25 protein-coding genes are annotated in these 21,547 nt (G+C 50.2%); 13 read left to right on the top strand and 12 right to left on the bottom strand.

Annotated elements, in window-relative coordinates; translation table 11 throughout:
• The first annotated feature begins 66 nt into the window (after nucleotides 1-66).
• On the top strand, nucleotides 67-486 hold the full coding sequence (locus BDT_RS03110) for a hypothetical protein (RefSeq protein ID WP_148278684.1): 420 nt from the start codon (nucleotides 67-69) through the stop codon (nucleotides 484-486).
• Between the two features lie 30 nt (nucleotides 487-516).
• Nucleotides 517-1,113, top strand: a complete 597-nt coding sequence (locus BDT_RS03105) for an NUDIX hydrolase (RefSeq protein ID WP_015089806.1) — start codon at nucleotides 517-519, stop codon at nucleotides 1,111-1,113.
• A 379-nt stretch (nucleotides 1,114-1,492) separates the two neighbouring features.
• Here the strand turns inward: BDT_RS03105 and BDT_RS03100 are convergent, their stop codons facing one another.
• Nucleotides 1,493-2,431 (bottom strand): hypothetical protein, encoded by a 939-nt coding sequence (locus BDT_RS03100; RefSeq protein ID WP_015089805.1) that lies wholly within the window; start codon nucleotides 2,429-2,431, stop codon nucleotides 1,493-1,495.
• A gap of 90 nt (nucleotides 2,432-2,521) precedes the next feature.
• Nucleotides 2,522-3,370 (bottom strand): NAD(P)H-hydrate dehydratase, encoded by an 849-nt coding sequence (locus tag BDT_RS03095; protein ID WP_015089804.1) that lies wholly within the window; start codon nucleotides 3,368-3,370, stop codon nucleotides 2,522-2,524.
• A 25-nt stretch (nucleotides 3,371-3,395) separates the two neighbouring features.
• On the opposite strand from BDT_RS03095, the gene map reads away from it, so the two are divergent.
• The 4 genes from map (at nucleotide 3,396) to BDT_RS03075 (ending at nucleotide 5,975) form a co-directional block, all read left to right on the top strand.
• Nucleotides 3,396-4,154 (top strand): type I methionyl aminopeptidase, encoded by a 759-nt coding sequence (map, locus tag BDT_RS03090; RefSeq protein WP_015089803.1) that lies wholly within the window; start codon nucleotides 3,396-3,398, stop codon nucleotides 4,152-4,154.
• A gap of 72 nt (nucleotides 4,155-4,226) precedes the next feature.
• A complete protein-coding gene (locus tag BDT_RS03085) occupies nucleotides 4,227-4,733 on the top strand; it encodes a GlcG/HbpS family heme-binding protein (protein ID WP_015089802.1) in 507 nt (168 codons plus the stop codon).
• Between the two features lie 92 nt (nucleotides 4,734-4,825).
• A complete protein-coding gene (locus BDT_RS03080) occupies nucleotides 4,826-5,221 on the top strand; it encodes a hypothetical protein (protein ID WP_015089801.1) in 396 nt (131 codons plus the stop codon).
• Nucleotides 5,222-5,447: 226 nt separating this feature from the next.
• On the top strand, nucleotides 5,448-5,975 hold the full coding sequence (locus tag BDT_RS03075) for a MarR family winged helix-turn-helix transcriptional regulator (RefSeq protein WP_015089800.1): 528 nt from the start codon (nucleotides 5,448-5,450) through the stop codon (nucleotides 5,973-5,975).
• A gap of 64 nt (nucleotides 5,976-6,039) precedes the next feature.
• Here BDT_RS03075 and BDT_RS03070 read toward each other — a convergent pair whose 3' ends face one another.
• On the bottom strand, nucleotides 6,040-7,266 hold the full coding sequence (locus BDT_RS03070; RefSeq protein WP_015089799.1) for a hypothetical protein: 1,227 nt from the start codon (nucleotides 7,264-7,266) through the stop codon (nucleotides 6,040-6,042).
• A gap of 207 nt (nucleotides 7,267-7,473) precedes the next feature.
• Between BDT_RS03070 and BDT_RS03065 the strand changes: the two genes are divergently transcribed.
• Genes BDT_RS03065 through BDT_RS03050 form a run of 4 tightly spaced genes read left to right on the top strand, consistent with a single transcriptional unit; the run spans nucleotide 7,474 to nucleotide 10,228 of the window.
• On the top strand, nucleotides 7,474-7,776 hold the full coding sequence (locus BDT_RS03065) for a hypothetical protein (protein ID WP_041576941.1): 303 nt from the start codon (nucleotides 7,474-7,476) through the stop codon (nucleotides 7,774-7,776).
• Entirely contained in the window at nucleotides 7,773-8,675 is a 903-nt protein-coding gene (locus tag BDT_RS03060; RefSeq protein WP_015089797.1) for an SAM-dependent methyltransferase, read from the top strand. Before BDT_RS03065 ends, BDT_RS03060 begins: the two co-directional genes overlap by 4 nt.
• Nucleotides 8,648-9,325 carry a flagellar brake protein gene (locus tag BDT_RS03055; protein WP_015089796.1) on the top strand — a complete coding sequence of 226 codons (678 nt, stop codon included), beginning with the start codon at nucleotides 8,648-8,650 and terminating at the stop codon, nucleotides 9,323-9,325. The genes BDT_RS03060 and BDT_RS03055 overlap by 28 nt, the downstream gene beginning before the upstream one ends.
• 60 nt (nucleotides 9,326-9,385) lie before the next feature.
• Nucleotides 9,386-10,228 carry a DMT family transporter gene (locus BDT_RS03050; RefSeq protein WP_015089795.1) on the top strand — a complete coding sequence of 281 codons (843 nt, stop codon included), beginning with the start codon at nucleotides 9,386-9,388 and terminating at the stop codon, nucleotides 10,226-10,228.
• 71 nt (nucleotides 10,229-10,299) lie between these two features.
• Here the strand turns inward: BDT_RS03050 and BDT_RS03045 are convergent, their stop codons facing one another.
• Entirely contained in the window at nucleotides 10,300-11,109 is an 810-nt protein-coding gene (locus tag BDT_RS03045) for a hypothetical protein (RefSeq protein ID WP_148278682.1), read from the bottom strand.
• Between the two features lie 96 nt (nucleotides 11,110-11,205).
• Here BDT_RS03045 and BDT_RS03040 point away from each other — a divergent pair, with 96 nt between their 5' ends.
• The gene (locus tag BDT_RS03040) at nucleotides 11,206-11,847 is read left to right on the top strand and encodes a hypothetical protein (RefSeq protein ID WP_041576939.1); all 642 of its coding nucleotides are present in this window, start codon (nucleotides 11,206-11,208) and stop codon (nucleotides 11,845-11,847) included.
• On the opposite strand, the gene smpB is transcribed toward BDT_RS03040, so the two are convergent.
• The 6 genes from smpB to pal are packed head-to-tail and all read right to left on the bottom strand — an operon-like array spanning nucleotide 11,792 to nucleotide 15,622.
• Complete coding sequence (gene smpB, locus BDT_RS03035; protein WP_041576937.1) at nucleotides 11,792-12,250, bottom strand: SsrA-binding protein SmpB; 459 nt, start codon at nucleotides 12,248-12,250, stop codon at nucleotides 11,792-11,794. The two genes, BDT_RS03040 and smpB, sit on opposite strands and share 56 nt — an antisense overlap.
• Nucleotides 12,251-13,075: a 16S rRNA (adenine(1518)-N(6)/adenine(1519)-N(6))-dimethyltransferase RsmA gene (gene rsmA / locus BDT_RS03030; RefSeq protein ID WP_015089792.1), complete on the bottom strand. Its 825-nt coding sequence runs from the start codon at nucleotides 13,073-13,075 to the stop codon at nucleotides 12,251-12,253.
• Nucleotides 13,072-14,109, bottom strand: coding sequence for a tRNA (adenosine(37)-N6)-threonylcarbamoyltransferase complex transferase subunit TsaD (gene tsaD, locus BDT_RS03025; protein ID WP_015089791.1), 1,038 nt, complete (start codon nucleotides 14,107-14,109; stop codon nucleotides 13,072-13,074). Before tsaD ends, rsmA begins: the two co-directional genes overlap by 4 nt.
• Nucleotides 14,110-14,113: 4 nt before the next feature.
• Nucleotides 14,114-14,785: a tetratricopeptide repeat protein gene (locus tag BDT_RS03020; protein WP_015089790.1), complete on the bottom strand. Its 672-nt coding sequence runs from the start codon at nucleotides 14,783-14,785 to the stop codon at nucleotides 14,114-14,116.
• Nucleotides 14,782-15,093: a DUF4398 domain-containing protein gene (locus BDT_RS03015; RefSeq protein WP_011163199.1), complete on the bottom strand. Its 312-nt coding sequence runs from the start codon at nucleotides 15,091-15,093 to the stop codon at nucleotides 14,782-14,784. The genes BDT_RS03020 and BDT_RS03015 overlap by 4 nt, the downstream gene beginning before the upstream one ends.
• Before the next feature lie 22 nt (nucleotides 15,094-15,115).
• Nucleotides 15,116-15,622 (bottom strand): peptidoglycan-associated lipoprotein Pal, encoded by a 507-nt coding sequence (pal, locus tag BDT_RS03010; RefSeq protein WP_015089788.1) that lies wholly within the window; start codon nucleotides 15,620-15,622, stop codon nucleotides 15,116-15,118.
• Between the two features lie 131 nt (nucleotides 15,623-15,753).
• On the opposite strand from pal, the gene BDT_RS03005 reads away from it, so the two are divergent.
• Complete coding sequence (locus BDT_RS03005) at nucleotides 15,754-18,708, top strand: TolB family protein (protein ID WP_015089787.1); 2,955 nt, start codon at nucleotides 15,754-15,756, stop codon at nucleotides 18,706-18,708.
• A 119-nt stretch (nucleotides 18,709-18,827) separates the two neighbouring features.
• Nucleotides 18,828-19,337, top strand: coding sequence for a hypothetical protein (locus BDT_RS03000; protein ID WP_015089786.1), 510 nt, complete (start codon nucleotides 18,828-18,830; stop codon nucleotides 19,335-19,337).
• Nucleotides 19,338-19,373: 36 nt separating this feature from the next.
• On the opposite strand, the gene BDT_RS02995 is transcribed toward BDT_RS03000, so the two are convergent.
• Complete coding sequence (locus BDT_RS02995; RefSeq protein WP_015089785.1) at nucleotides 19,374-20,171, bottom strand: S1 family peptidase; 798 nt, start codon at nucleotides 20,169-20,171, stop codon at nucleotides 19,374-19,376.
• A gap of 351 nt (nucleotides 20,172-20,522) precedes the next feature.
• Nucleotides 20,523-21,431: a DUF2802 domain-containing protein gene (locus BDT_RS02985; RefSeq protein WP_041576933.1), complete on the bottom strand. Its 909-nt coding sequence runs from the start codon at nucleotides 21,429-21,431 to the stop codon at nucleotides 20,523-20,525.
• Nucleotides 21,432-21,547: the final 116 nt, after the last annotated feature.

The raw sequence follows: 21,547 nt of genomic DNA, 5'->3' as shown, positions 1-21,547 counted from the left end.
ATTGACCCTGACCGGGCTGGCACCAACTTTGAAATATTTCCCTTCGTACCTATTCAAGGAGGGAAAATGAAACCACTAATGACTTTTGCAATGATCTGTCTGTTCACGATGAACGCGTTTGCCGCGGATATATTGGGTTGGATCAAACCCGACCGCCCCGGGGATCGTCCCGGCTCTGGTCGTCTGCAAGTCACTTGCTCAGCTTCTGATGATGGCTGGGAAGAACATTGGTCTGGACACGGTGATTGTCGAGAGTGTCTGAAAAAACATGGCAACTGTATCGAAACCTGTTCTGCCAAATACTATTCCTGCACCGCTGAAGGTGTCGATTATCGCGGATACCGCATGACCATCGAATCCACCAGCCCATCCCAGTACCAGGCTGAACGTGAAGCCATTGACCGTTGCCACTATCGCTATTCCAACTGCCGCATCACTTCCTGCAATCAAAAGAACGAGACCGTGTCGCGCAGATCTTGCCGCTAGTTCGTATTTCCGGTTATCTTTGAGGGAGTCATGAGCTCCCTCAAAGAATCTCTTTATTCCACCATCAACCTGACCATGCCCGTGGACCTTTCCACGCAGCTGGGTCGCCATGCCTGCGTGGCCTTGATCCTGCGCGGGGATTCTTTCGAAAATCTGCAGCTGGGTTTTATCCAGAGGGCCTTCAGCGAATCTGACCGCTGGTCAGGACAGCTGGCTTTTCCCGGCGGCAAACGCGAAGACACCGACAAAACCGATCTGGATGCCGCCCTACGCGAAACGCAGGAAGAAGTCGGCATTGCTCTGACCAATCCGGAACTGCTGGGTCGCCTGAACGACATCCAGGCACGCAAGGCCGGAACGATGCTGGATTTTTATATCCGCCCGTTTGTGTTTTTCACCGAGCGTGATTTCAATATTGTGCTGGATCCGACTGAAGTGGCTGATTTTTTCTGGATTCCGCTGAAAGAAATCCAGAATCCACAAAGAAAGACCACCTACCGTCTGCAGCGGGATAATATCGGCCTGGAGCTTCCTGCCGTGTATCTGGATCGTGAGCCGCCACTGTGGGGATTGTCGTACATGATGACCCTGAATCTGCTCGAAGTTCTGGCAGCCGCGAACAAATAACCATCAAATTGTCTCACCCCTGATCGTCAAAAAGAACGACACCCCTTTTTTCGCTCGTACAGCGGCGCTTTTCACGTCTCACGATTGGACGACGTTCGGTTTTTTCCAGAATTTAAAAAAAGTCGCTCAACTATCCAAAGGTCTGGCCGATAAGTTTTATGAACCTCAGGTTAGGTTCTGCGAAAGGAGCCTTGAATGGCTAAAAAGCATGTCGTACGTAAGGAATATATCTGGAACCGGGAGATTCGTGAATTGGCTCTCCTGACAGAGACGGGTCCGCCTTAAGTGACAAGATCAGATTTTTGATTGGTGATTAAATAAAAAAACCAGAGCGATTAAGGCGCCCTGGTTTTTTTGTTTTTTAAAATGCCGTCTGAAACTACAGGATCGAGAAGATCGTGGAGAAGCTCAGAGTCGTGGACTCGGTACGAGCATCCTTAGGGTAGTAATTCAGGTAAGGTGCAAAGTAGATGTCACGAGAAAACGCATACCCCATACCCACACGGCCGCTCAGGGTTTTGTTCAGCAAATCCATCTCGCCATCGCGGTAACGTGGATTCCAGAAGTTCATCGCCACAGAAGTGTACACATTCAATTTATCAGAGAAGTTGTATTTCACTTGTGGGTAGAAACCCAGGTGGTAACGGGAAGCCTTACCGTCTTTTGGCTCATAACCGCGCTCATACAAGAACACGCTCAAGCCTGTATCCAGACCCACGGCCACACCGGAAGAACCGATGTTGTAAACCAGAGAGTTGTCATAAGAAAGAGAAGAGTACTGACCCACGTCACGGAAGTTTGGAACTGTCGTCAGGGAAGCACCGTAAGAGTTACGAACCTGAACATCGCCCAAACGCGCATTGCGGTCATAGCTGATGAATGGAGTTTTAACATCCGTGCGCTCAGCACCCTGGAACGGAGTCAAAACGTTGATACCCGTGCCCGCGCTGATCGCCGCTTTGGAATCCAAACGGTAACGACCGCTGATGGAACCGCTCAGGGAAACCTGATTCACACCGATAGAACCATCCGGATTGGGCTGCAACTTGCTGTCAAGATCGCCGATTGGAGGACCGAAGTAAGACAAAGAGAACTTCAAAGAGTAACGGGACAATGAACCGGATTCCGCTTTCAATTTGGAATCAGTGATGTCTTTGTCGTCTTCGAATTTTTTGTTTTTCAGAACGTCGCCCACAGAAGTGGTTGTTTTCTGAGTTCCGGATTCCACAGATGGAGTGGAAAGAGTTGTAGAAGAAGTCTGTGCGTTGGCTGCCAACGAAAGACCCAGCACCGCTGCGAACAAAAGCCCTTTAGTCATTAAATCCCCCAAAGTTTCGGCAGGTTGTACCCGCCCAAGAGGGAAAAGGAAAGTCATGCTTTTGTTATGGAACGGGGCAGGTAGTTTTTTCTAAAATTCCTCACGTAATTTATAGAGCACCTGAGGCAAGTATTCGACCACGTCGGACGCCGTCATGCTTAAAAGATCGCGCTTTTGCGACTTCCACAGATTCGCGGTGGCGCCATGAACATAGGCTCCGAGCAGGGCTGCTCTTAAAGCGGGCACCTTTTGCGCCCTCAAAGCCGTTATAACCCCCGCCAGCACATCCCCGGTTCCGGATTTCGCCAAGGCAGCGTTTCCGGTGGAAATTCCAAAGACTCGGTTGGGACCGGCCACCAAAGTTTGTGGGCCTTTCAGCAAAACCACGCAGCCCATCAGCTCCTGAGCAATGCGAATAAATCCATAGCGGTTGCCGGCGATTTCTTCGGCCTCCACCCCCAGGCAGCGCGCAAGCTCCCCGGTATGAGGTGTGACGATCCAGGTTGCAGGCAATGGAAACAGATCCTGTTCCGCACACACGGTCAGGGCATCGGCATCCAGCACCACCCGCTCGACATTACGGGCTTTCAGATCACGAATCACCTCAGCGGTGAATTCATTGACGCCAAAACCGGGACCGCACAAAAGCGCATCGAACTTTTGCTGCTGCCAGTGGTTTTTCTTAAGATCCAAAACCAAAAAATCCGGATTTTCCAAAGACGAAATCATCACCCCTTGCGGGGCCAGCATCACGTAACCACTGCCCATGCGCAAAGCCCCGCGGGCGGCCAGAATCCCGGCTCCGGGGTACTGGGCACTGCCCGCCAGCAAAAGGCTGCGGCCCCTGGTGGCTTTATTATCATGGGTGCCAACGGCGGGTAAAAGTTTCCGCGCGGTTGATTTCTTCAGGATGCGAACGGGATCATTGGCTTTTTCCATAAACCTTAGTGTATAAACCAAATCCATGATCGTAAAGACAGAAGCCGACCTGGAAGGTCTTAAAAAAATCGGGAAAATCGTCGCCAACTGCCTGCAGTACATGGCCCGCAAAATGGAACCCGGCATGAGCACCAAAGAACTGGACAATCTCGGTGGCCAGTATCTGGAGCTTCATGGCGCCAAGTCCGGTCCCATGGCAACGTACAACTTCCCGGGCTACAACTGCATCAGCCTGAATCACGAAGTCGCCCACGGCGTGCCCTCTGACAAGAAGATCATCAAAGCCGGCGACCTGATCAACATCGACGTGTCGGCTGAATTCGGCGGCTACTTTGCCGACAACGGCGGATCCTTCATCGTGCCTCCGGCAAAAAAAACTGATGAAGAGCTTTTGAAAGTCACCCGTCTGGCACTCGACACGGCTATCAAGGCCGTGAAAGCCGGCGAGCTGATCAATGTGATCGGCTATAACATCGAAAAAGTCGCCAAGTCCCACGGTTACACCGTTATTGAAAATCTGGGCAGTCATGGTGTGGGCCGCGGCCTGCACGAAGAACCGAAATTCATCGCGGGTTACTTTGACAAAAACGACAAACGAAAGCTGAAGGAAGGCCATGTCATCACCATTGAGCCTTTCGTTTCCACCGGCGCAAGATTCGTCGATGAAGAACCCGACAACTGGACACTGGTGGCCGGCAAAGAACATCGCACCGCTCAGTTCGAGCACACGATGGTGGTTCTGAAGGACCGCGCCCTGATCGTGACCATTCCTGATTCTGTTTAAATACACGAGGGCTTTCTTTGCAGAGGGCCTTTTAAAAGTTCTAAGATTTTCTCCTCACCCTTAGGAGACCTTATGAACAAACGCATCGCCGCTCTGTCTGTGGCTTTGGTGGTGGCAAGTCCTCTGGCTTATGCTGCCTCGCCGTCTGCAGGCTTTAAAATCGAATCCAATATCACTCTGGCTTTGGCTGAAGAAGCGGCCAAAGAAGCTGTCGCCAACTGCGCAACCAAGGGCTATCAAGTGGCCGCTACCGTCGTCGATAAGGCAGGCGACGTTAAAGCCATGTTTCGCGCCGATGGCGCGGGCCCTCATACCGTCGATGCCAGCCGCCGCAAAGCCTACACGTCCGCTTCAGCAAAGAACGGAACCTCCGCAATGCTTGCAGCATCTCAAAGCAATCCTGCCGCTCAAAATCTTGGCGCCATTGACGGATTCCTATTGCTCGGCGGGGGCCTTCCCATTCGAGCTGGCAGTATCGTCATTGGTGCTATTGGTGTGGGTGGTGCTCCAGGCGGTCCTTTGGACGACCAGTGCGCTCAAGCTGGAATCGACAAAATCAAGGATCGACTAGGAAATTGAAACACTAGATTCCCCGACACGCTGCCTAAAGGCTTTAATCCGGAAGAAAACGGTGAAAGGCTGTTTACGTTCCTAAAATAACCGGAGGATTTATGAAACTGTTTTTTGCTATCGCTTCTTTGCTAGTGGCTTTCTCTGCACAAGCTTCTGACCGTAAAGTCGGAAACATCATCGCTGTTGAAAGAGAAATCTCCAACCTTTACAACACGTGCTTGAAAAATGTTTCTGGGGCTACGGACAAACCTCAAAGCTTCTTTTCTTGCGCTATCAAGTTCACAACTGACGGAGAGCTTCCTGTAACCAAAGGCCGCGTTCTGAAACTGATGGACGACCGTTGTCAGGTGGTGGGCGAAGCGATGAACGGCGTTGTGCTGATCACTTTCTCCGGTACAAAATCCCCATCCACTTTTGAAACTTCCCGCGCATGTCTGGAAAGATCTTTGAGCGATAAAGATTTCGTGAAAGTGATCGTTTACACTCTGGAATAATTGCTCCACACAATTCTCAGTTCACTTGCAGGAAGAAGTGCTTCAACACTTCTTCCTTTTTTTTATTTTCGTCAGGAAAATCTCATCTCGAAATGAGCGCATAATGAGCACAAAAAGGTGAGCAAACTAATAGTTTTTTTGCGTCCTTTTACTTGCCACCTATTAGCCCCCTAATTAAAATAGTAAGGTAGCTTAAATATGCTTGCTGACAGTTCTAGGAGGTTCTATGGCAAAGCTGTTCCTTACCGAAATCCCCTCCCGTGAAGCCATTCAAGAAGAGGCTGGTGTTCTTTATCCTCAGGTAAATCCCGAGGCTTGGTACTCGCATATTCTTTTGCGCAAAATCACCACGGAGTTTGAAATCAATCTGGACAAATTTTTCTCGCAGTACAGTTTGTCCTCAGGTCGTTTCACGCTGATGATTTTGCTGAACAAATATGTGGACGGTCTGATGCCTTCTGAGTTGGCGCAGATGGTGGGTGTGACTCAAGCCACTATTTCAGGTCTGATCAACAGCCTTGAAAAGTCCGAAATCGTACAAAGAACTACGCACGAAAAAGACGGCCGTTCTTACGTGATCAAGCTGACTGAAAAGGGCAAGAAACAAACCGGCGAGATCCTGCCGGAGTATCAAACCCGCATCAATAAATTCTGGAGTGAATTCCCATCCCAGGAAAAAGATCAGATCAACGGCTACTTCGAAAGACTGATCAAACAAATGAAAGAAATCGGCCACAAACCTGCTGCCGAATAAATAAAAAAGCCCGCTTACAACAGCGGGCTTTTTCTTTTTCACACTACCAATTTTTAAATTTTTACTACTCACCGGCCATTGTACAGCTGATGATGTTGTCCAGAGTGAAACCAGATGTGTTCTGGAACGGACCGAAGTGGTTGTAAGATCTGCCCACGGACATGTGCGGGCTTACGCAACGCTCTGCCGGTGCTTTCAAAGAACCGCTGGAAGTCACGTTGTACGGGTGCGTGTTCTTGGAACTTGTTGCATTCACCTGAACCGCGAAACTGCCAGTCACTTTCGCTGCCGCACAGAAGGCATTGAAGGTTTGCAATGAGCTTCCCAATACACGGATCAGTTCAGACTGGGATGCATTCGTTTTGATACCGCACTTAGGGTACAACTGATTCCATTCACGGATACAAGCCTGGATATTACCACCAGCATCCGGAGTGAACTGGAACAGACCGATGTTCAAGCGGGATTCCGCCGGCTGATTTGGATCTTCATAGAAGTTCACACCTGCTGGGCGGCGATAGCCGGATGGACCATACTTATCCGCCACTTTCTGAGCTTTCGCGGTGTCTGCTGTCGTCAAAGACTCCATGTAAGACAGACACATCATGAACTTGGACCACAACTTGGAAGCTTTCACGTAACCTTCGCGGTTGCCGGACAAAGCTTCACGGCGATAGCCGTTCATCAGATTTGTGAAATCATTAATCTTTTTGATCGTCGCTGCACCTGGAACATTTTTACCCGCAAAGGTCGTGTTCAAAGTCGAGGACGTCACGTTACACAGTGGATGTGAAATCAAACTGTTTGGCAGATATGTGTTCACGTCTTTATTCAGGTTGAAATAAGAAGCCACATAACCCAGCTGCGCTTTGCTTGGCTGCATTTTCAGTTCAACCGCGTAAGCGATACGATCTGCAAAACGGTCGTTTGTATCCAGATTTGTGTCACATTTATCTGTGGCATGAGCTTCCTGAGCATTACGCACTGGCAGAAGTTCGCGGTAGTTACTGTATTTTGTATCGACCACACCACCGACCGGGTAAGCAACTTCGGTAAAGACGTTGAAACCTTCTGGAGTGATGGAATCAGTCACCGCCGCTGGTTCACGAACCGGAGGGGTTGTCGTTGGTGGAGTTGTTGTCGGAGGCGTCGTAGCAGGAGGAGTTGTGCCTGCGTTACTGCCACCGCCAGAGTTCACCGGCTTCTTCGCCATGGCGAAGGTCGTGGAGGAAACGGTTGTTGTTACTAGAAGAGCCATCAGGATGTTGGTTGTGCTTTTTTGTGTTTTCATACCTCCTAGATCGGAGTTAGGTCGCGCGACTAAAGGCGTTCTGGACCATTTTAAGGTCCAGTTTTCAGGATCTTGGTAAAGTCCGGGAAAACTGAAAAATTAATAAACAGAAACGCTCTGGACCTAGGACCGTACTTTGTGTTTAAGAACTGCCAAGGGTCCTCCGATAATAAAGGGGTAGGTAAACAACAAAAAGGGAGTCTCAATATGAGTCAAAAATATGATGTACCGAACCTCTTTAATTTCCTTCTGCATACTCCAGAGGGCGGTCTCAGAAAAATGCTCGTGGACAACAAGCCGTTCACTGAAGCGCACTTTAATCTGATGATGAAAGTGGTTCGCGCGTGCAACGAATCCCAGTTCACTGAACACTTTGAAAAACAGGATTTCCCAAAAGTGAAAATGGGTCCTTCTGATGTAAAACTAAAAGAGAAGTTCTGGGCAGACTGCATGGTTGTTTGGGATAACCGTGGACTTCTGACTCCGGCTGTGGCAACTAAGGCGGCATGATCGCTTATCTTGCCCCGGAAAAATTTCTGCCTGATCTTCTGGAAGAACTTAAATACGTAAAATCAGTTCACGGAAATCTGGTACTTACTGATGGGCCCCTGCAGAATCCTGTATGGGCCCAAAATATTTGGCTTGATGCCGAAATCATTCCTTTTGAATCCATCACCCAGGCCGCCAAGGCTTTAAAAGCTTTAGGCAAACTGTGGGCCCCCTACACTATCGAAAATCACCGCCGAGCCCAATTGATCCAGGATCAGCTGCCGAAGCTGCGCCCGCGTGTGATTAACTTCCTGGATCCACTTCCAGAAAACAATCTGGGTGCGTGGATGCTGCTGGATAAAAACACGCTGCTGGCTTCGCCAACGACGAACTCTCCATTTCCGTTGGGGGACATTCAGTTCAATGAAGACAAAAAGAATCCTCCGTCTCGCGCCTACCTGAAACTGTGGGAGCTATTCACCGTCCATGGCATCAAGCCCAAAAAAGGGCAACGAGTCGTGGACTTCGGAAGCTGCCCCGGGGGCTGGACGTGGGTGCTGCAAACCGTGGGTTGTGAGGTCGTCAGTATCGACCGCGCCCCGCTGGAACCACATATCGCCGCATTGCCCGGCGTGAAGTTCATGAAGACCAATGCCTTTAACGTAAAGCCCGAGGACATTGGGGCCATTGATTGGTTCTTCTCGGACATCATCTGCTATCCCGAGAAATTGCTCGAGTTAGTTCAAAATTGGCAAGCTTCAGGACTTTGCTCAAACTTCGTTTGCACGATAAAATTCCAAGGTAAGACCGACTACGAGACTTTGAAAAAGTTTCTGGCGCTCGATAATGTACGTATACAGCACTTGCACCACAACAAGCACGAGGTCACGGTATGGATCAAAGCACCTTCAAGCTCATAGCCCGCGCTGATGAAAAAGCAAAACTTTGGGATGATATGGCCAAAGCCCGCGGCGAATTCCTGTGCAAGGGCACGGAAGATTCCATCTGCAAGTTGAAGGTCGTTCTGTTCAATTCCAAACATCAGGCTTTGGAATGCACTTTTGAATCCCCGACACTGATGAAAGATCAGGAAGAATATCTGGGCCACTTCTTTTTGGGTGGTGAAAAGTACTACTTCCAAAGCAAAGCGCAAGTCGTAAACGGCAAGGTGCTGATCCCGGTTCCGCAGGAGCTGTATCACCTGCAGCGTCGCCAGAACTATCGCGTGCACATCCCTGACGGCTATCAGGCTTTCTATAATATTATTCTGGTGAACGATAAACCACAGAAGATCACCGGCCAATTGGCCGACCTGAGCGGTCAGGGTTGCCGAGTCGTCTATAAACTGGATGCTCCGCTATTAAAGATGGGCGACAAGGTCACAGGTCACCTCCTGATCGGCAAACGCAGTCCCATCGAAGTGCAGGGCGAAGTCCGCCACATTAAAGTCGACGACGGCAACAAGGTCATCCAAACCTTCGGCATCGAGTTCACTCCATTGTCAGCAATCCTGGAAAACAAACTCTTCGCCATCACCCTGGAAATCCACAAAGAAGTCTTCCGCCGCTAAAAAAGGTTCCCGGTTCTTTTTCGGGTCTACAGCGCTTCATCAAGTGTTCAATGGCCCGGTATGAACGCTGGTCTTATCGCAATCAATCTTGCAGCAATCATCTTTGGCTCCGCCGCTCTTTTCGGAGAGCTTCATGCTTCGCCATTTTGGATTGTGGGGGCACGGGGATTGTTCGCGGCTATCACTTTGTTTTTCTATGCATTCACTGTTGGCGGCCTGAATCTGACGTCGGCAAAAAATCATCTAAAGCCTTTGGTGATCACCGGTGTTCTCCTGAGCTATCACTGGGTCAGCTTTTTTGCTTCGGTTCAAATGGCTGATATCGCCATTGCGACTCTGACCTTTGCGACCTTCCCGCTGTTCACGATTCTGCTGCAAAGTATCCGCGCGAAGTCATGGCCCAACCTGATTGAGATCGCCGCAGGCGCTGTCATCGTTATCGCCGTCGGAATGCTTGTGGATGTGAAAGCCGAAGGTGCAAAACTGTTTGGCACCGTCATCGGTCTTACTTCGGCCCTGGCCTTTGCCTTTTTCGGAGTATTCGCCAAAAGCCTGACCTTGTACATGAGACCAATCACCATTTCATTTGTTCAAAATATTGTGGTCGTGGTCAGCATGCTGCCCTTTTTGGGATTCATGGGACCTGCGCCGGAACGAGGCTCTGACTGGATGTGGTTGGTAGTTTTAGGAGTGGTCACAACCGCATTGATGCATCAGTTGTATCTGTTTGCTCTGAGCCGCCTGTCAGCCAAAACCTGCAGCGGCTTCATCGCCCTGGAACCCGTTTACGCAATCGCCTTCGCCGCAATTCTTTTCGGCCAGCCGATCACCCTGTGGGTCGTTGTCAGCGGCCTGATGATCATCGGTGCCTCGCTGGCACTTCTTTTTACCGACAGACAATAAGGTTCCCGGTTCTTTTTTAGGCCCACCCTGCGTTAGATGCTGCGTAGCCAGAAAAAACAACCAGGCACCTTTTATTCGCCGGTAGGTCCGAGGATCGTTGGATCTTGTTTGCGGATGGCTTCGTATTCTTTATCCAGATCCTGCTGCTGCTGTTTCTTTTTTAGCTCGGCTTGTTTCTTCTGATCAGCCACGGCTTTTTTGTTTTCATCAAAGCGCTTGGTGTAATCGCGGTGAAGCTGATTGAATTCGTCCGTCTTTGAACGGATGTAGTCATCGAAGTTTTTGCGTTTGTCGCGCATGTCGGCCTCGAACTGGTCACGTTTTTCCTTCTGATTTTCGTAGAAGTCTTTGCGCTTGGATTCGTGTTCGTCATAGAACTCTTTGCGTTCGTCAGAGGTCGATTTCGTTTTGGCGAAGGCCTTGCGTTTGTCCGCCAGATCTTTGGTGAATTCGTCGCGCTCTTTTTTCTGGATCTTGCCGAACTGTTCGCGCGCCTTGGTCATGTCTTTATTAAACAAATCACGCTTCTTGTTCACGATAGAACTGAACTTGCCACGAACCTCGGAAGGTGTGCGGGACAAGTCTGAAACCAGACCATCCATGAAGGCCTTTTCATCATTGTCCTTTTTTACGTTGGCCGGGATGTTTTTACGTAGTTCTTCAAACGCCTCGCGGTCGGCTTTCAAAGAATAATTTTCATCCACCAGAGTGGTTGATTCAGGACCTTCGTTCTGAGCGCGGGACTCGATCGCGGAAAGAAGGACGACCAAGGTAAGAAATAGAACGTATATTAAAGACCTTAGTCTTTCCCCATGAGACCTAGGTCTCAATGTATCTTGCAGCTTGGACCCCGCAGTTGCGAAAGCCGGTGATAAACTCATGCTGTCCTCCGTGATTTTGCTTCTTTTTGAGAATAATTGGACTCTACACAAAACACAACCCGCCGATAAGTGGGACATATGTTGTATGGAAGAAGGGTGATCGAACCTCAACGCGTGCCTCAGGGACAGGGTCCCCGCCGCTTCATATTGAACAAAGCCTTCCAGTACAAGTATTGCTGGTACATGATCACAGCCGTTGCTGGCGGCGCTATCTTGTTCCTACTTCCGGCTTTTTACTTCATCAATCAGAATTACGAACTGTTCAAAAGTCTTGCTTACGACACGCATCCGACGCTGGTTCAGCATCTGGAGCGCGAGATCACGTGGTTGCAGGTGTTCTTGGCGGCAAGCTTTGTTTTCCTGACCGGGGTTACACTGTTCCTGGTGATCCGCATGACCAAAAATCTGCTATCGCCGCTTGTTGCGATGGAAAAGCACATGCACCAATTGATGCTGGGTCAGTGGCATATCCCCGACTATCACCTGCCGGAAGAAGATGACTTCCGCGATCTGTCGATGACTTATGATTATTTCTATCGTGCTTTGAAAGCGAACACTGAGACTGAGCTGAAGCTTTTGGAAAAGCTCAGCATCGATCCGCAGAACCGCGAGGCCTATGCCGCGTGGAAACACCTGTTGTCTGAAAAACGTGCCCGCCTGGGCATCAAAGAAGAGTTTATCCTTAACGAGAACGTCGTAGAGATGAACGAATTTGATCAGAAACGTCGCGTTTCTTGATCGCCTCGCGCTTGTCGTGGGTCTTTTTACCCTTCACCAAAGCGATCTGCAGTTTGGCGCGGCCGTTTTTGAAGTAGATCTTCAGCGGCACGCAGGAATAGCCCTTTTCACGTAAAGCATCGAAAATTTCATCCAGCTCATTTCTGTGCATCAGAAGCTTGCGGTGTCTTTCCGGAACATGATTGTTGTAACTGGAAGCTTTGTATTCCGCGATATGCGCATTTTGCAGGTATGCCTCATCCCCTTTGAAAGAGATGTAGGAATCCTTCAACTGAACATCCTTGTTGCGCAGGGATTTCACCTCGCTGCCCATAAGCTGCAGACCCGCCTCGTAGGTTTCCACGATCGTGTAGTCAAAGCGTGCTTTTTTGTTCTCATGAACAATCAGGATGTTTTCGCTCATTTACTCAAATCCAAAATGCTTATACAGGGCCACAAACTGCTTCGGAGAAAGCTCTTCCGCGCGGGCCGTTTCTTTAAAGCCCAGCTCGGCCAACCAGCCGACCATTTGCTCTTCAGTTAGCTTCTTTTGACTTAAAAGACCAGACAAATTTTTCTTCAAAAGCTTGCGTCTTTGCGCGAAGGCGCACTTCACGAATGTTAAGAAAGCCTTGCGGTTTTTGACCTCAGACTCAATACGTTCGAAAGAAAGCACCCGGCTGGCCACCTTCGGAGGCGGCTGGAAGTCTCTTGGCCCCGCATCCGTCACAGTTTCAATTTTCCAGAAAGCTTGTGCATAGACACTTAAAAGACCGTACAGGTCGCTGTCCACCGTGCCGCGGATTTTCTGGGCGACTTCCTTTTGGAACATCAGCACCATTGCCGCAACACCTTCGTTTTCCAAAGAACGTTCAATCACGATGCTGGAAGAAATCTGATACGGCAGATTGCTGACAAAGACCACGCGCTTGCCGGTATAGAACTGCTTCCAGTCCAAACGAAGCGCATCTTTTTCGATAACCGTCAGACCTTTTTCGCGCCAGTAAGCCGCGATCGCAGTATCAAGTTCAATCACCTGCATTGGCAGATTCAGCTCTAATAACAGATCCGTCAAAGCGCCCGGGCCGGGGCCCACTTCGACCAGTTCTTCCGGCGCAAAAGCTTTCACCTGATCGATGATGCGATTGATGACCGTGTCGCTGACCAGAAAGTTCTGGCCCAAAGATTTTTTCGCGGCAATGCCCATGGCCTCTTGCGCGCGCTGCAAACGTTCACGTGAATAACTCATTTAAAATCCGATGCAAGAGCTTGAGGTGACGGTCCCAGATCCAGTTCAGAAACTTCACCACGAGCCATGCGCAAAGCGCCGACATAACCAATCATCGCGGCATTATCAGTGCAGTAACGCAGAGGTGGAATCACCAAAGTATAACCTTTTTTATCAGCCCATTCCTGAGCCCGCTGACGAAGGCGCGAATTCGCACTGACCCCGCCAGTCAGAATCACACGCTTGGAACGGAAGACTTTCGCCGCACGATCCAGCTTTGCGATCAGGACATCCACGATGGCTTCCTGGAAAGAGGCACACAGATCCGGCAGACGTTCCTGCACAAGTTCTGGTCCCAATTGTTCAAGCATGCGCTGGCCGGAACTTTTCAGCCCCGAGAAGCTCATGTCGAAAGTGTCATCATGGATCATGCTGCGGGGGAATTCGAACGCCTGCGGATTACCCGCCTTGGCCATTTGATCGACGCGCACACCACCCGGGAACCCCAGGCCTGCCATCTTTGCAAATTTATCGAAACACTCCCCGGCCGCATCATCCTTGGTAGCACCCAAGATACGATAATCGCCCAGTCCTTTAATTTGATACAAACTTGTGTGTCCACCGCTGATGGCCAAACCCACATACGGGTAACCGAAATCTTCCGGTGGAGCATATTTATCATCGCGCAAAAACGGCGCCAGTAAATGTCCTTCAAGGTGGTTCACACCCAGGAACGGCAAATGCTTGGCCTGAGACAGTGACTTCGCCGTAACCAGACCCACGATCAAGGCGCCAATCAAACCCGGACGGTTGGTGACGGCAATACCCTGCACGTCAGACCAATTCATATTGGCTTTCTTAAAGGCTTCTTCGATCAATGGAATTAAAGCGATGGAATGGTTGCGGGCGGCAATTTCAGGGACGATGCCGCCATAGATTTCGTGATCCAGATCCTGAGAGGCCGCCACCACAGAGTGAACCCAGCCGGTACGATCGACGATCGCGACAGAGGTGTCATCACAGCTGGTTTCAATGGCGAGAACTCTTTCAATCACAGTATTACTTTTTTAAACCCTTCAAACGGATCTTAGCACGACGAGCCTCTTCTGACTTCGGAAACTTGCTGACCACCTCGTCATAGAAGGTTTTTGCCTCGTCTTTCATGCCCAATTCCTGGAAGGACACCCCGATTTTATAGGTCGCATCCGCAAACTTAGGACCTTTCGGATTTTCATCACGGTATTTTTGGAAGTTCAGGATGGACTGTTTCCAGTCTTTTTTGCTGAAAAACTCCTGAGCTGCCTCTAAAGAGTCCCTTTTGGCCTGTTTCGCCGACTTTTCAGCCTGAGCCGCGGCTTTTTCAGCACGCAGGGCATTTACTTCGGCATTCAACGCATAGATTTGTTTTTCCATGGTTGTGAGGGCTTCTTGCATTATGGCCACTTTGCCATTCAGATCCTGATTCTGCTGCTGGGAATTTTTCAGAGCATTTTCCACACCCGAGTGGCTGGAACCCAGCTTGTTTTCAACCACATCCACGCGGCCGTTCAACTCGCGCATTTGTTCTTCCAGATCTGCGACACGACCGGAAGCATCGGCATTGGTCCTTTGCAGAGTGACCACCTGCTGCTGCATCACCTGACGCTGTTCATTTTCACGAACATCGGTACGGGTTTTCAAACAGCCCGTCAGCAAGGTCGCGGCTGCGACAACAAGAATGATCAACTTCATAGGACATCTCCAGTTTTTTGACGAATCAGACGAGCCGAGTTCTCAGCTTTTTCAGCTGCCATGCGGGCGCGGATGAATTGTTCTTTGGCTTTGCCGTAATCACGGTCTTCGAAATAGATGCGGCCTTTACGATAGGCTTCTTCCGCCTGATGCCAGTATCCGGGGGAATGGCGGGCCGCTTGAACAGAACGAGCCGCATCCAGTGCGGCTCGAGCTAAGGAATAGTCATCCAGGGGAACAGGCGCAGTTTGACAGCTGACGATCACCGTGAAAAGCAAAACTCCGATGAAAAGTCTCTGTAGGTTCACTCTGCGCCCTTCTGCTTAGATGTTACTGAGCAGGTACGAAGTTAGCACGGCGGTTTTTCGCCCATGCAGCTTCAGTGTCGCCTGTCTCAAGTGGTTTTTCTTTACCGTAGCTGATAGTGCTCAAACGGTCAGCACCGATACCCAAAGATACCATGTAAGCTTTAACCGCGTTGGCACGTCTTTCACCCAAAGCCACGTTGTATTCGATAGTACCACGAGAATCGCAGTGACCTTCGATTTGTACGCGAACAGAAGGATTTGCTTTCATCCACTCGACGTTAGTCGCGATGTCTTTTTTGGAAGAAGCATCCAGGCTGGATTTGTCATAACCGAAATGAACAGTTACCAAACCAGAAATCTTGCCGGAATCAGAACCCATTGGGTCGAAGCTCAATGGAGCAGAGTCAATTGCTGTGGACTGACCGCCAGTAGGCAAAGTCTCGATAGACTGATCAGACTGAGTTTGTTTTCCTTTACAACCTGCTACGAATGCGATGGCAACAAGACCAAGAGCCAATTTACGAACCATGATGTCCTCCTATGAACTTCGAGTCGTTATTATAACACTAAAAACTTTAATTTATAGCAGCTCATTGTCAAACCTTAGATTTCCTAAATTGATGTTGCGTTGCTGTACAGCCGGACCACTAGCAAAGATTTATGCAAAAATACTCCGCAGTTTACAGCTTGGCGTCTCTATTTCTGACAATTTTACTTTCAGTGTCCCAAGCCAAGGCACAACTTGAAGTGCCTCCGCAGTTAAAATGGAAAACCCTCAAGACCGCCCACTTCGAAGTTATTTTTAATGCCGAGCAGCAGGACCTTGGCTATCTGTATGCGGAAAAATTAGAGAAAGCCTATTCAGAACTTCGCTCTTACTTTCATTCCCGCCCTGACAAAACAATCGTCATTATCAACGACAAAACCGATGTCACAAATGGATACGCCACAAGAATCCCATATCCGCACATCATGGCTTATCCCGTGCTCCCCGGCCCTGAAGAAAGTCTTTCTGATACAGGCGACTGGGCGTTCGAGCTTCTGGCCCATGAATACACCCACATCCTGACTTTTGAACCGGCCAACGGAATCATGAAACCCCTGCGTGCGGTTTTTGGAACCATCATCGCCCCGAACATCCTGATGCCCCAGTGGTGGAAGGAAGGCGTGGCGGTTGAAATGGAAACCCGCCTGTCCGATCACGGCCGCCTGCGTTCGCACTATCAGGACGCCACCGTTCGAGCGATGGTCGACGCCAAAACCCTGCGTGATTTTGATATCGCCGAAGCCAATGAAAACATCTACACCTGGCCTCAAGGGGCCAGACCTTATCTTTTTGGCTCTTTGATGTGGAGTCAGATGATCGCGGACAAAGGCACCAAAGTTGTCGGCGAACTGCATGAACGCCAGGGCGGCCGGGTTCCGTATTTTATTGAAACCCCGGCGCGGGACTATTTGGGTGCCAGCTACAGCACTGAATACGACAGCATGATGAAGGAAACCGAACTGCGCGCCCTGGAGCAGCTAAAAACCCTGCGCGAAGTTGCACCGACCGCCACGATCACCCCGCAAAACAATTTCCAATCAGTCAGCGCCCCGGCGATTTCACCTGACGGCAAACATCTGGCCCTGATCACCGAAGATGACGGCAATTCCCGCGCGGTAAAAATCCTGACCAAAGAAAAAGAAGGTCAAAGTTTCCTGGATTCGCGCATGACCGACACCATTGAACGGTTTAGTGAAAGCTTTATCCCGGCCACCCAAAAAGACGGGCCGCCCACCGGAAGCATTCAGCGCATCAGCTGGTTCCCGGATTCCAAACGTTTGATTTACGACAAGATCGACTACACCAATCGCATCCAAAGATATTCCGACCTGTTCGTGTATGAGCTTGGCGAAAGAAAGGCGAAGGCTCTGACCAAAGGGCTTCGCGGTCGTGAACCCGCCGTATCCCCCTCTGGCAACCAGGTGGCGTTCGTTAAATTGGATGGCAACCGCACTCACCTGGGGTTGATTCGCCTGACTGGCGAAAAGAATCCCCCGTCGGAATTGCTTTTCTCGCCACCGATGCAGCAGCGAGTGTCCTATCCGACCTTCCTGAATGAAGACACGATTGTATTTTCACTGCGCAGCGAAGACGGCCGCGAAAATCTGCACCGCTATTCCATCTCCTCCAAAACTTCCGAAGCCGTGCTGACGGATTATCCCAACGCCCGCTTTGCGCGAAAAACGGGGGAAGGCGTGATCTTTGCCTCGACTAAAAACGGCGTGCCGAATCTTTATTTGTCAGACGTGGAATTTAAAAACGTCCGCCCGATTTCTCACACGCTGACGGCTCTGTTCACCGCAGACATGGATCCTTTGAATAAAGAAATCTTCGCCACCGAGATGACCTCCCAGGGTTTGCGAGTTTCAGCGATCAAGCCCGATGAATGGCAAAAGACACCGAACACTCTGCCTCAGGTCAGTTCTTTGATGGGCGATCGTTACGCCAAAGCCGAACGCAATCCCCAGGCTGAAGAAGAAGCCAGGAATGCCGTGAAAGCTTCCGAGCTTGATGACTATTCTCCGTATGGCTATCTGCTACCGCGGTATTGGATGCCGTTCATTTCAGGGTCTTCCAGCGAAACCGGTCTGGTAATCGAAGCGCAGACCTCGGGCTTTGATCCACTAAAAAAACACATGTATGAAATTGCCGCTTCCTGGGACACCGGGATCAACAAAGGCAGCATTCTGGGAAGCTACATCAACCAGACAACCCCGTGGCCGTTTGCAGTTTTAAGTTACAAACGCAGCTACTATCTGGGAACCGTGTCGAACGAGATTGAAGACTTTGGCGCACAACTGTCCGTGCTTCCTGACACCCACTGGGCTTCGATTTATTCCAACCTGCAAGTGGGCTGGCAGTATCTGGAAAGATCCACCCTGACAACCGAAGTGAAACGCACGGGGCCTTATGCTTATTTAAGTTACGCGAATTATTCCCAGTCCGGCGCCCAGATTTCCCCTGAATCCGGGGGCGGAGCGTACTTGGGGGCTTACAATTATATCGCGCAGGAAGGTTATCTGAACCACTCGCAGTTCCTGGCTGGTGGTGAAATCTATCTTTCCCGCTTCTTGCCGAAACACCATGCGATCATGCTAAGACTGAATGGCGTGTATACTCCGGAAAAGGTGTCACCGATTTACGGTGTCTCCACCGAATCCATGGTCTTTATCCCGAACAGCCCGTTGCCTCAGTATATTTTGCGTGGCTACAAACGGGGGCAACTGTTTGGCCGAAATCTGGTGACCGTCAATGCCGAATACCGCCTGCCGCTGAAGGATCTTTACCGTGGTTCAGGCACTGATGCCCTGTTCTTCCGCCGCCTTTCTGCGGCGGTGGTGGGTGATGCCGCTGCTGCCGACGGCCGTTTCGTGAACGACGTGGACCTGGTGTATGAAGTCACCAGCATGAACAAGCCTTATTACAGCGCCGGAGTCGAAGCCAAACTGGAAACCACTTTGGGTTACGTGATCCCGGTGAATGTGGTCCTTGGTTACTATGTCGCTTTCCAAGCGCCGAAGGGTGCCGAGGGTGTTCTGGCGACCGCATTGCAAATAACGGGGTTCTAGACCCTGTTATTGCGGCGAGCCAAACCGCTCCATCTTGACAAAGACACAGCCCCTCGAAATTATTGAGAATATCGACAACTAGCGGCGAGGATGCTGCGCTGTCAATTTTGGGGGGATTCATGGAGAAAATCAGCTGGATTAAAGAACTTGTGAAAGCTGAACAACAGATGGAAGAGTCCGGTCTTGTGGACATGAGTTTCGGCTTTGACGCCGATAAAATTCTGATCAACGAGACGATTCAGTTCCTGCTGGCTATGAAAACTGAGTTCGTGGATGCATCCACATCCTTCAACGAACTGAAACCATCAGCTTTGGGTCGCATCAAAATCTACGGGATTGCAAAAACCCACGCTGACTTCATGCTTTTCCGTAACGGCTTCAAGATGATCTTCTCTTTGAAAGCTCCGGGCCAGATCAGCATTCGTTTTAACTTTATCGGAACCAACTACATCCCTACTCCGGGCGCGGAAGCTTCTCAATCCGCAACCAACGTGATGGACGAACACATCATCGAGGCCAAGTGGGGCGCCTTCGGCGAAGTCATCTGGACATACCAGAACCAGCCGGCAAAGCTGGAATACATGGTTCGCCACTATCTGACTCTCTTCATCAAAGAGAGCTCCAAATAAGAAAGGCCCCGGAAGGGGCCTTTTGCTTTTTTTGCCTTAGCGGGACAGTTCCGCTACAGCATCTTGAATGAATGTCTGGTGAGCATCCACGCGAGTGAATACCGAGAACAGCATGCACTTCGGCGTCAACAGACCCGGCAAAGAGTCCCCGCGACTTGCCACGCCCCACACATGCAGGCGGCCGTTGATTTCAAGGTACGCCGGACCACCGGAATCACCACTGCAGATACCTTTGCGCAGGGACTGACCCAGCATCACTTCAGTTCTGGAAAAGTTAATATCGTCGATAGACAACTTTGTCGTGCGCAGAGTGCCCGCGCCTTTGCTCATCACAATTGTCCAGTTCAAGCCATAGCCGGCAACGATTGTTTTTACGTCGTTGTTCAGGTGACCTTGTTCAAACAAGATTGGCGCCACCGTGTAACCCGCCGGGGCTTCGCCTTCAAAGCGCAGAACCGCGATGTCGTTGGTGTCTTTGGTTTGAACCGCACCCGTGTAACCGTCATGCACAACCTGACCGGTCACGCGGCGGATTTGCTCTTTGCTGGCTTTCTTCATTTCTGAAGTAAAGTAGATCGCCAGGTCTTTGGCGTTAGGATCCACGCAGTGAGCCGCTGTCAGAACCAGATTTTTTGCAATCAAAGTTCCAGAGCAGATGTAACCGATTTTGGATTCATAGATGCCCACGGTGCTGCGACCGATGCTGCTGGTGGTTTCAACCTTGTCACCACCGACGATAGCTGCGTTATCCGCTACGGTCAGATTCGGGGAATTCTGTGGCGCACAGGCCGCCATCAGGAAAAGGGAAGAAACCAATAGTAATGCTTTGTTCATAAAGCCTCCGTTTGTATGGGCGGAGGTTTATTACACAGGGACTGGATACTCCAGCGTATTGGTTGACACTTTTGTGGGGTTTTTGTCTGAAAGGGCGGATTTACCTAATTACACAACCCGCTGAAACTTGGGGCTGGAGGGTGAAAACACCTGAAATCTCAGGGGATTGATACTGAGGACCTGCAAAGATATAGGGTCGTTCTTTTTAAAACCGCTACCCGTGTGATTAAAGATAAGAAGCAGCTCGCCTTGAAAGTTACACAGCAGTTCGGTGGGGGAAGTGACCTCTTCCACCTGGGCGTGCAGGATCTGGCCTTTCTCCAAAGATTTAAGAAAGGCCCGGGATGCCATTTAGTCCAAGTCCTTCGCCAGATCAATACGACGGAACTGAACCGGACGGATCTCTGGCTCGCCGATGTGCAGGACCGGTCTTTTCTTTTCCACCTGGGCCGCGGTTGGCGCAGCCGGCGTCGGCTTCTCGCTTAGGAAATTTTGCGCGATATTCTGGGTCACGTTGAACAAAGCAGATACGTTGTTTGCGGTCTGCTGAGCGGCGGCTTCTTCAGCCTTCACTTCATTGCAGGCGGCTTTAAAGGCATCACCCAATTTTTTCAAAGCTTCCTGGTCGGTTTTTGGAACCTCGAAAGCGGTGCTGATTTCAATCGGGATTTCTCTTTGCAGCGGAGTCATGAAGCTGATGTTGTCCACGTCGCTCAAGTCGGATTGAGCGGATTCTTCGATCTCTTCGTTTGCCCATTCTGGCAGACTGTCTTCACAGAACATCAACTGATCGCGATTCACTTTGGCGATGAATTCAATTTCACCGCGGGACAAGTCCACTTCACGGGCGATTTCATCCACGCTGGAACCCTGATGGGCCATGCGCGCGGCCTTTACGTATTTAACTGTGTTCTGGCGTTCAATGATTTCCGTGTGAGGAATACGATCCTGGAAGATCTTGGCCACTTCCATGCTCTTTTGCATGTTCTGGTCGATCTTGCCGATTTGTTTGTCGGCAGCCTGAATCTTGGCCTGAATGTCTTTTACTTTTTGTTCCAGCAGCGCGGTCAGCTGGTTGACTTGAGTTTCCGTGCGGTCGGAAAGGTCTTCCAAAACGGCGATCTTGGATTGCAGCAACTGCAAACCTTTGCTCAGTCTTGGATCGTCTTTAGGAGGTCGGTTCAAGCGCACCCACAAACCCACAACGCCCGCCAACAAAATCAAATTCACAAGTACTTGAAGCAAGACCCAAAAGCTCACCCATGGCCTCCCCGGCTATTCTGTTATTTATTTTAGACTGGCTAAGGTCCGTCTCACAATGAGACCAAAGTCCTAAATGTATCAAAGCAGGACCTAGACCCTAACTCGCTTTGGGA

Origin of the sequence: Bdellovibrio bacteriovorus str. Tiberius, assembly GCF_000317895.1 — a bacterium.
In the GTDB taxonomy this organism is placed as follows: Bacteria; Bdellovibrionota; Bdellovibrionia; order Bdellovibrionales; family Bdellovibrionaceae; genus Bdellovibrio; species Bdellovibrio bacteriovorus_F.
The sequence above is the reverse complement of the archived record's forward strand: the minus strand, read 5'-3'. Positions and strand labels throughout refer to the sequence as shown.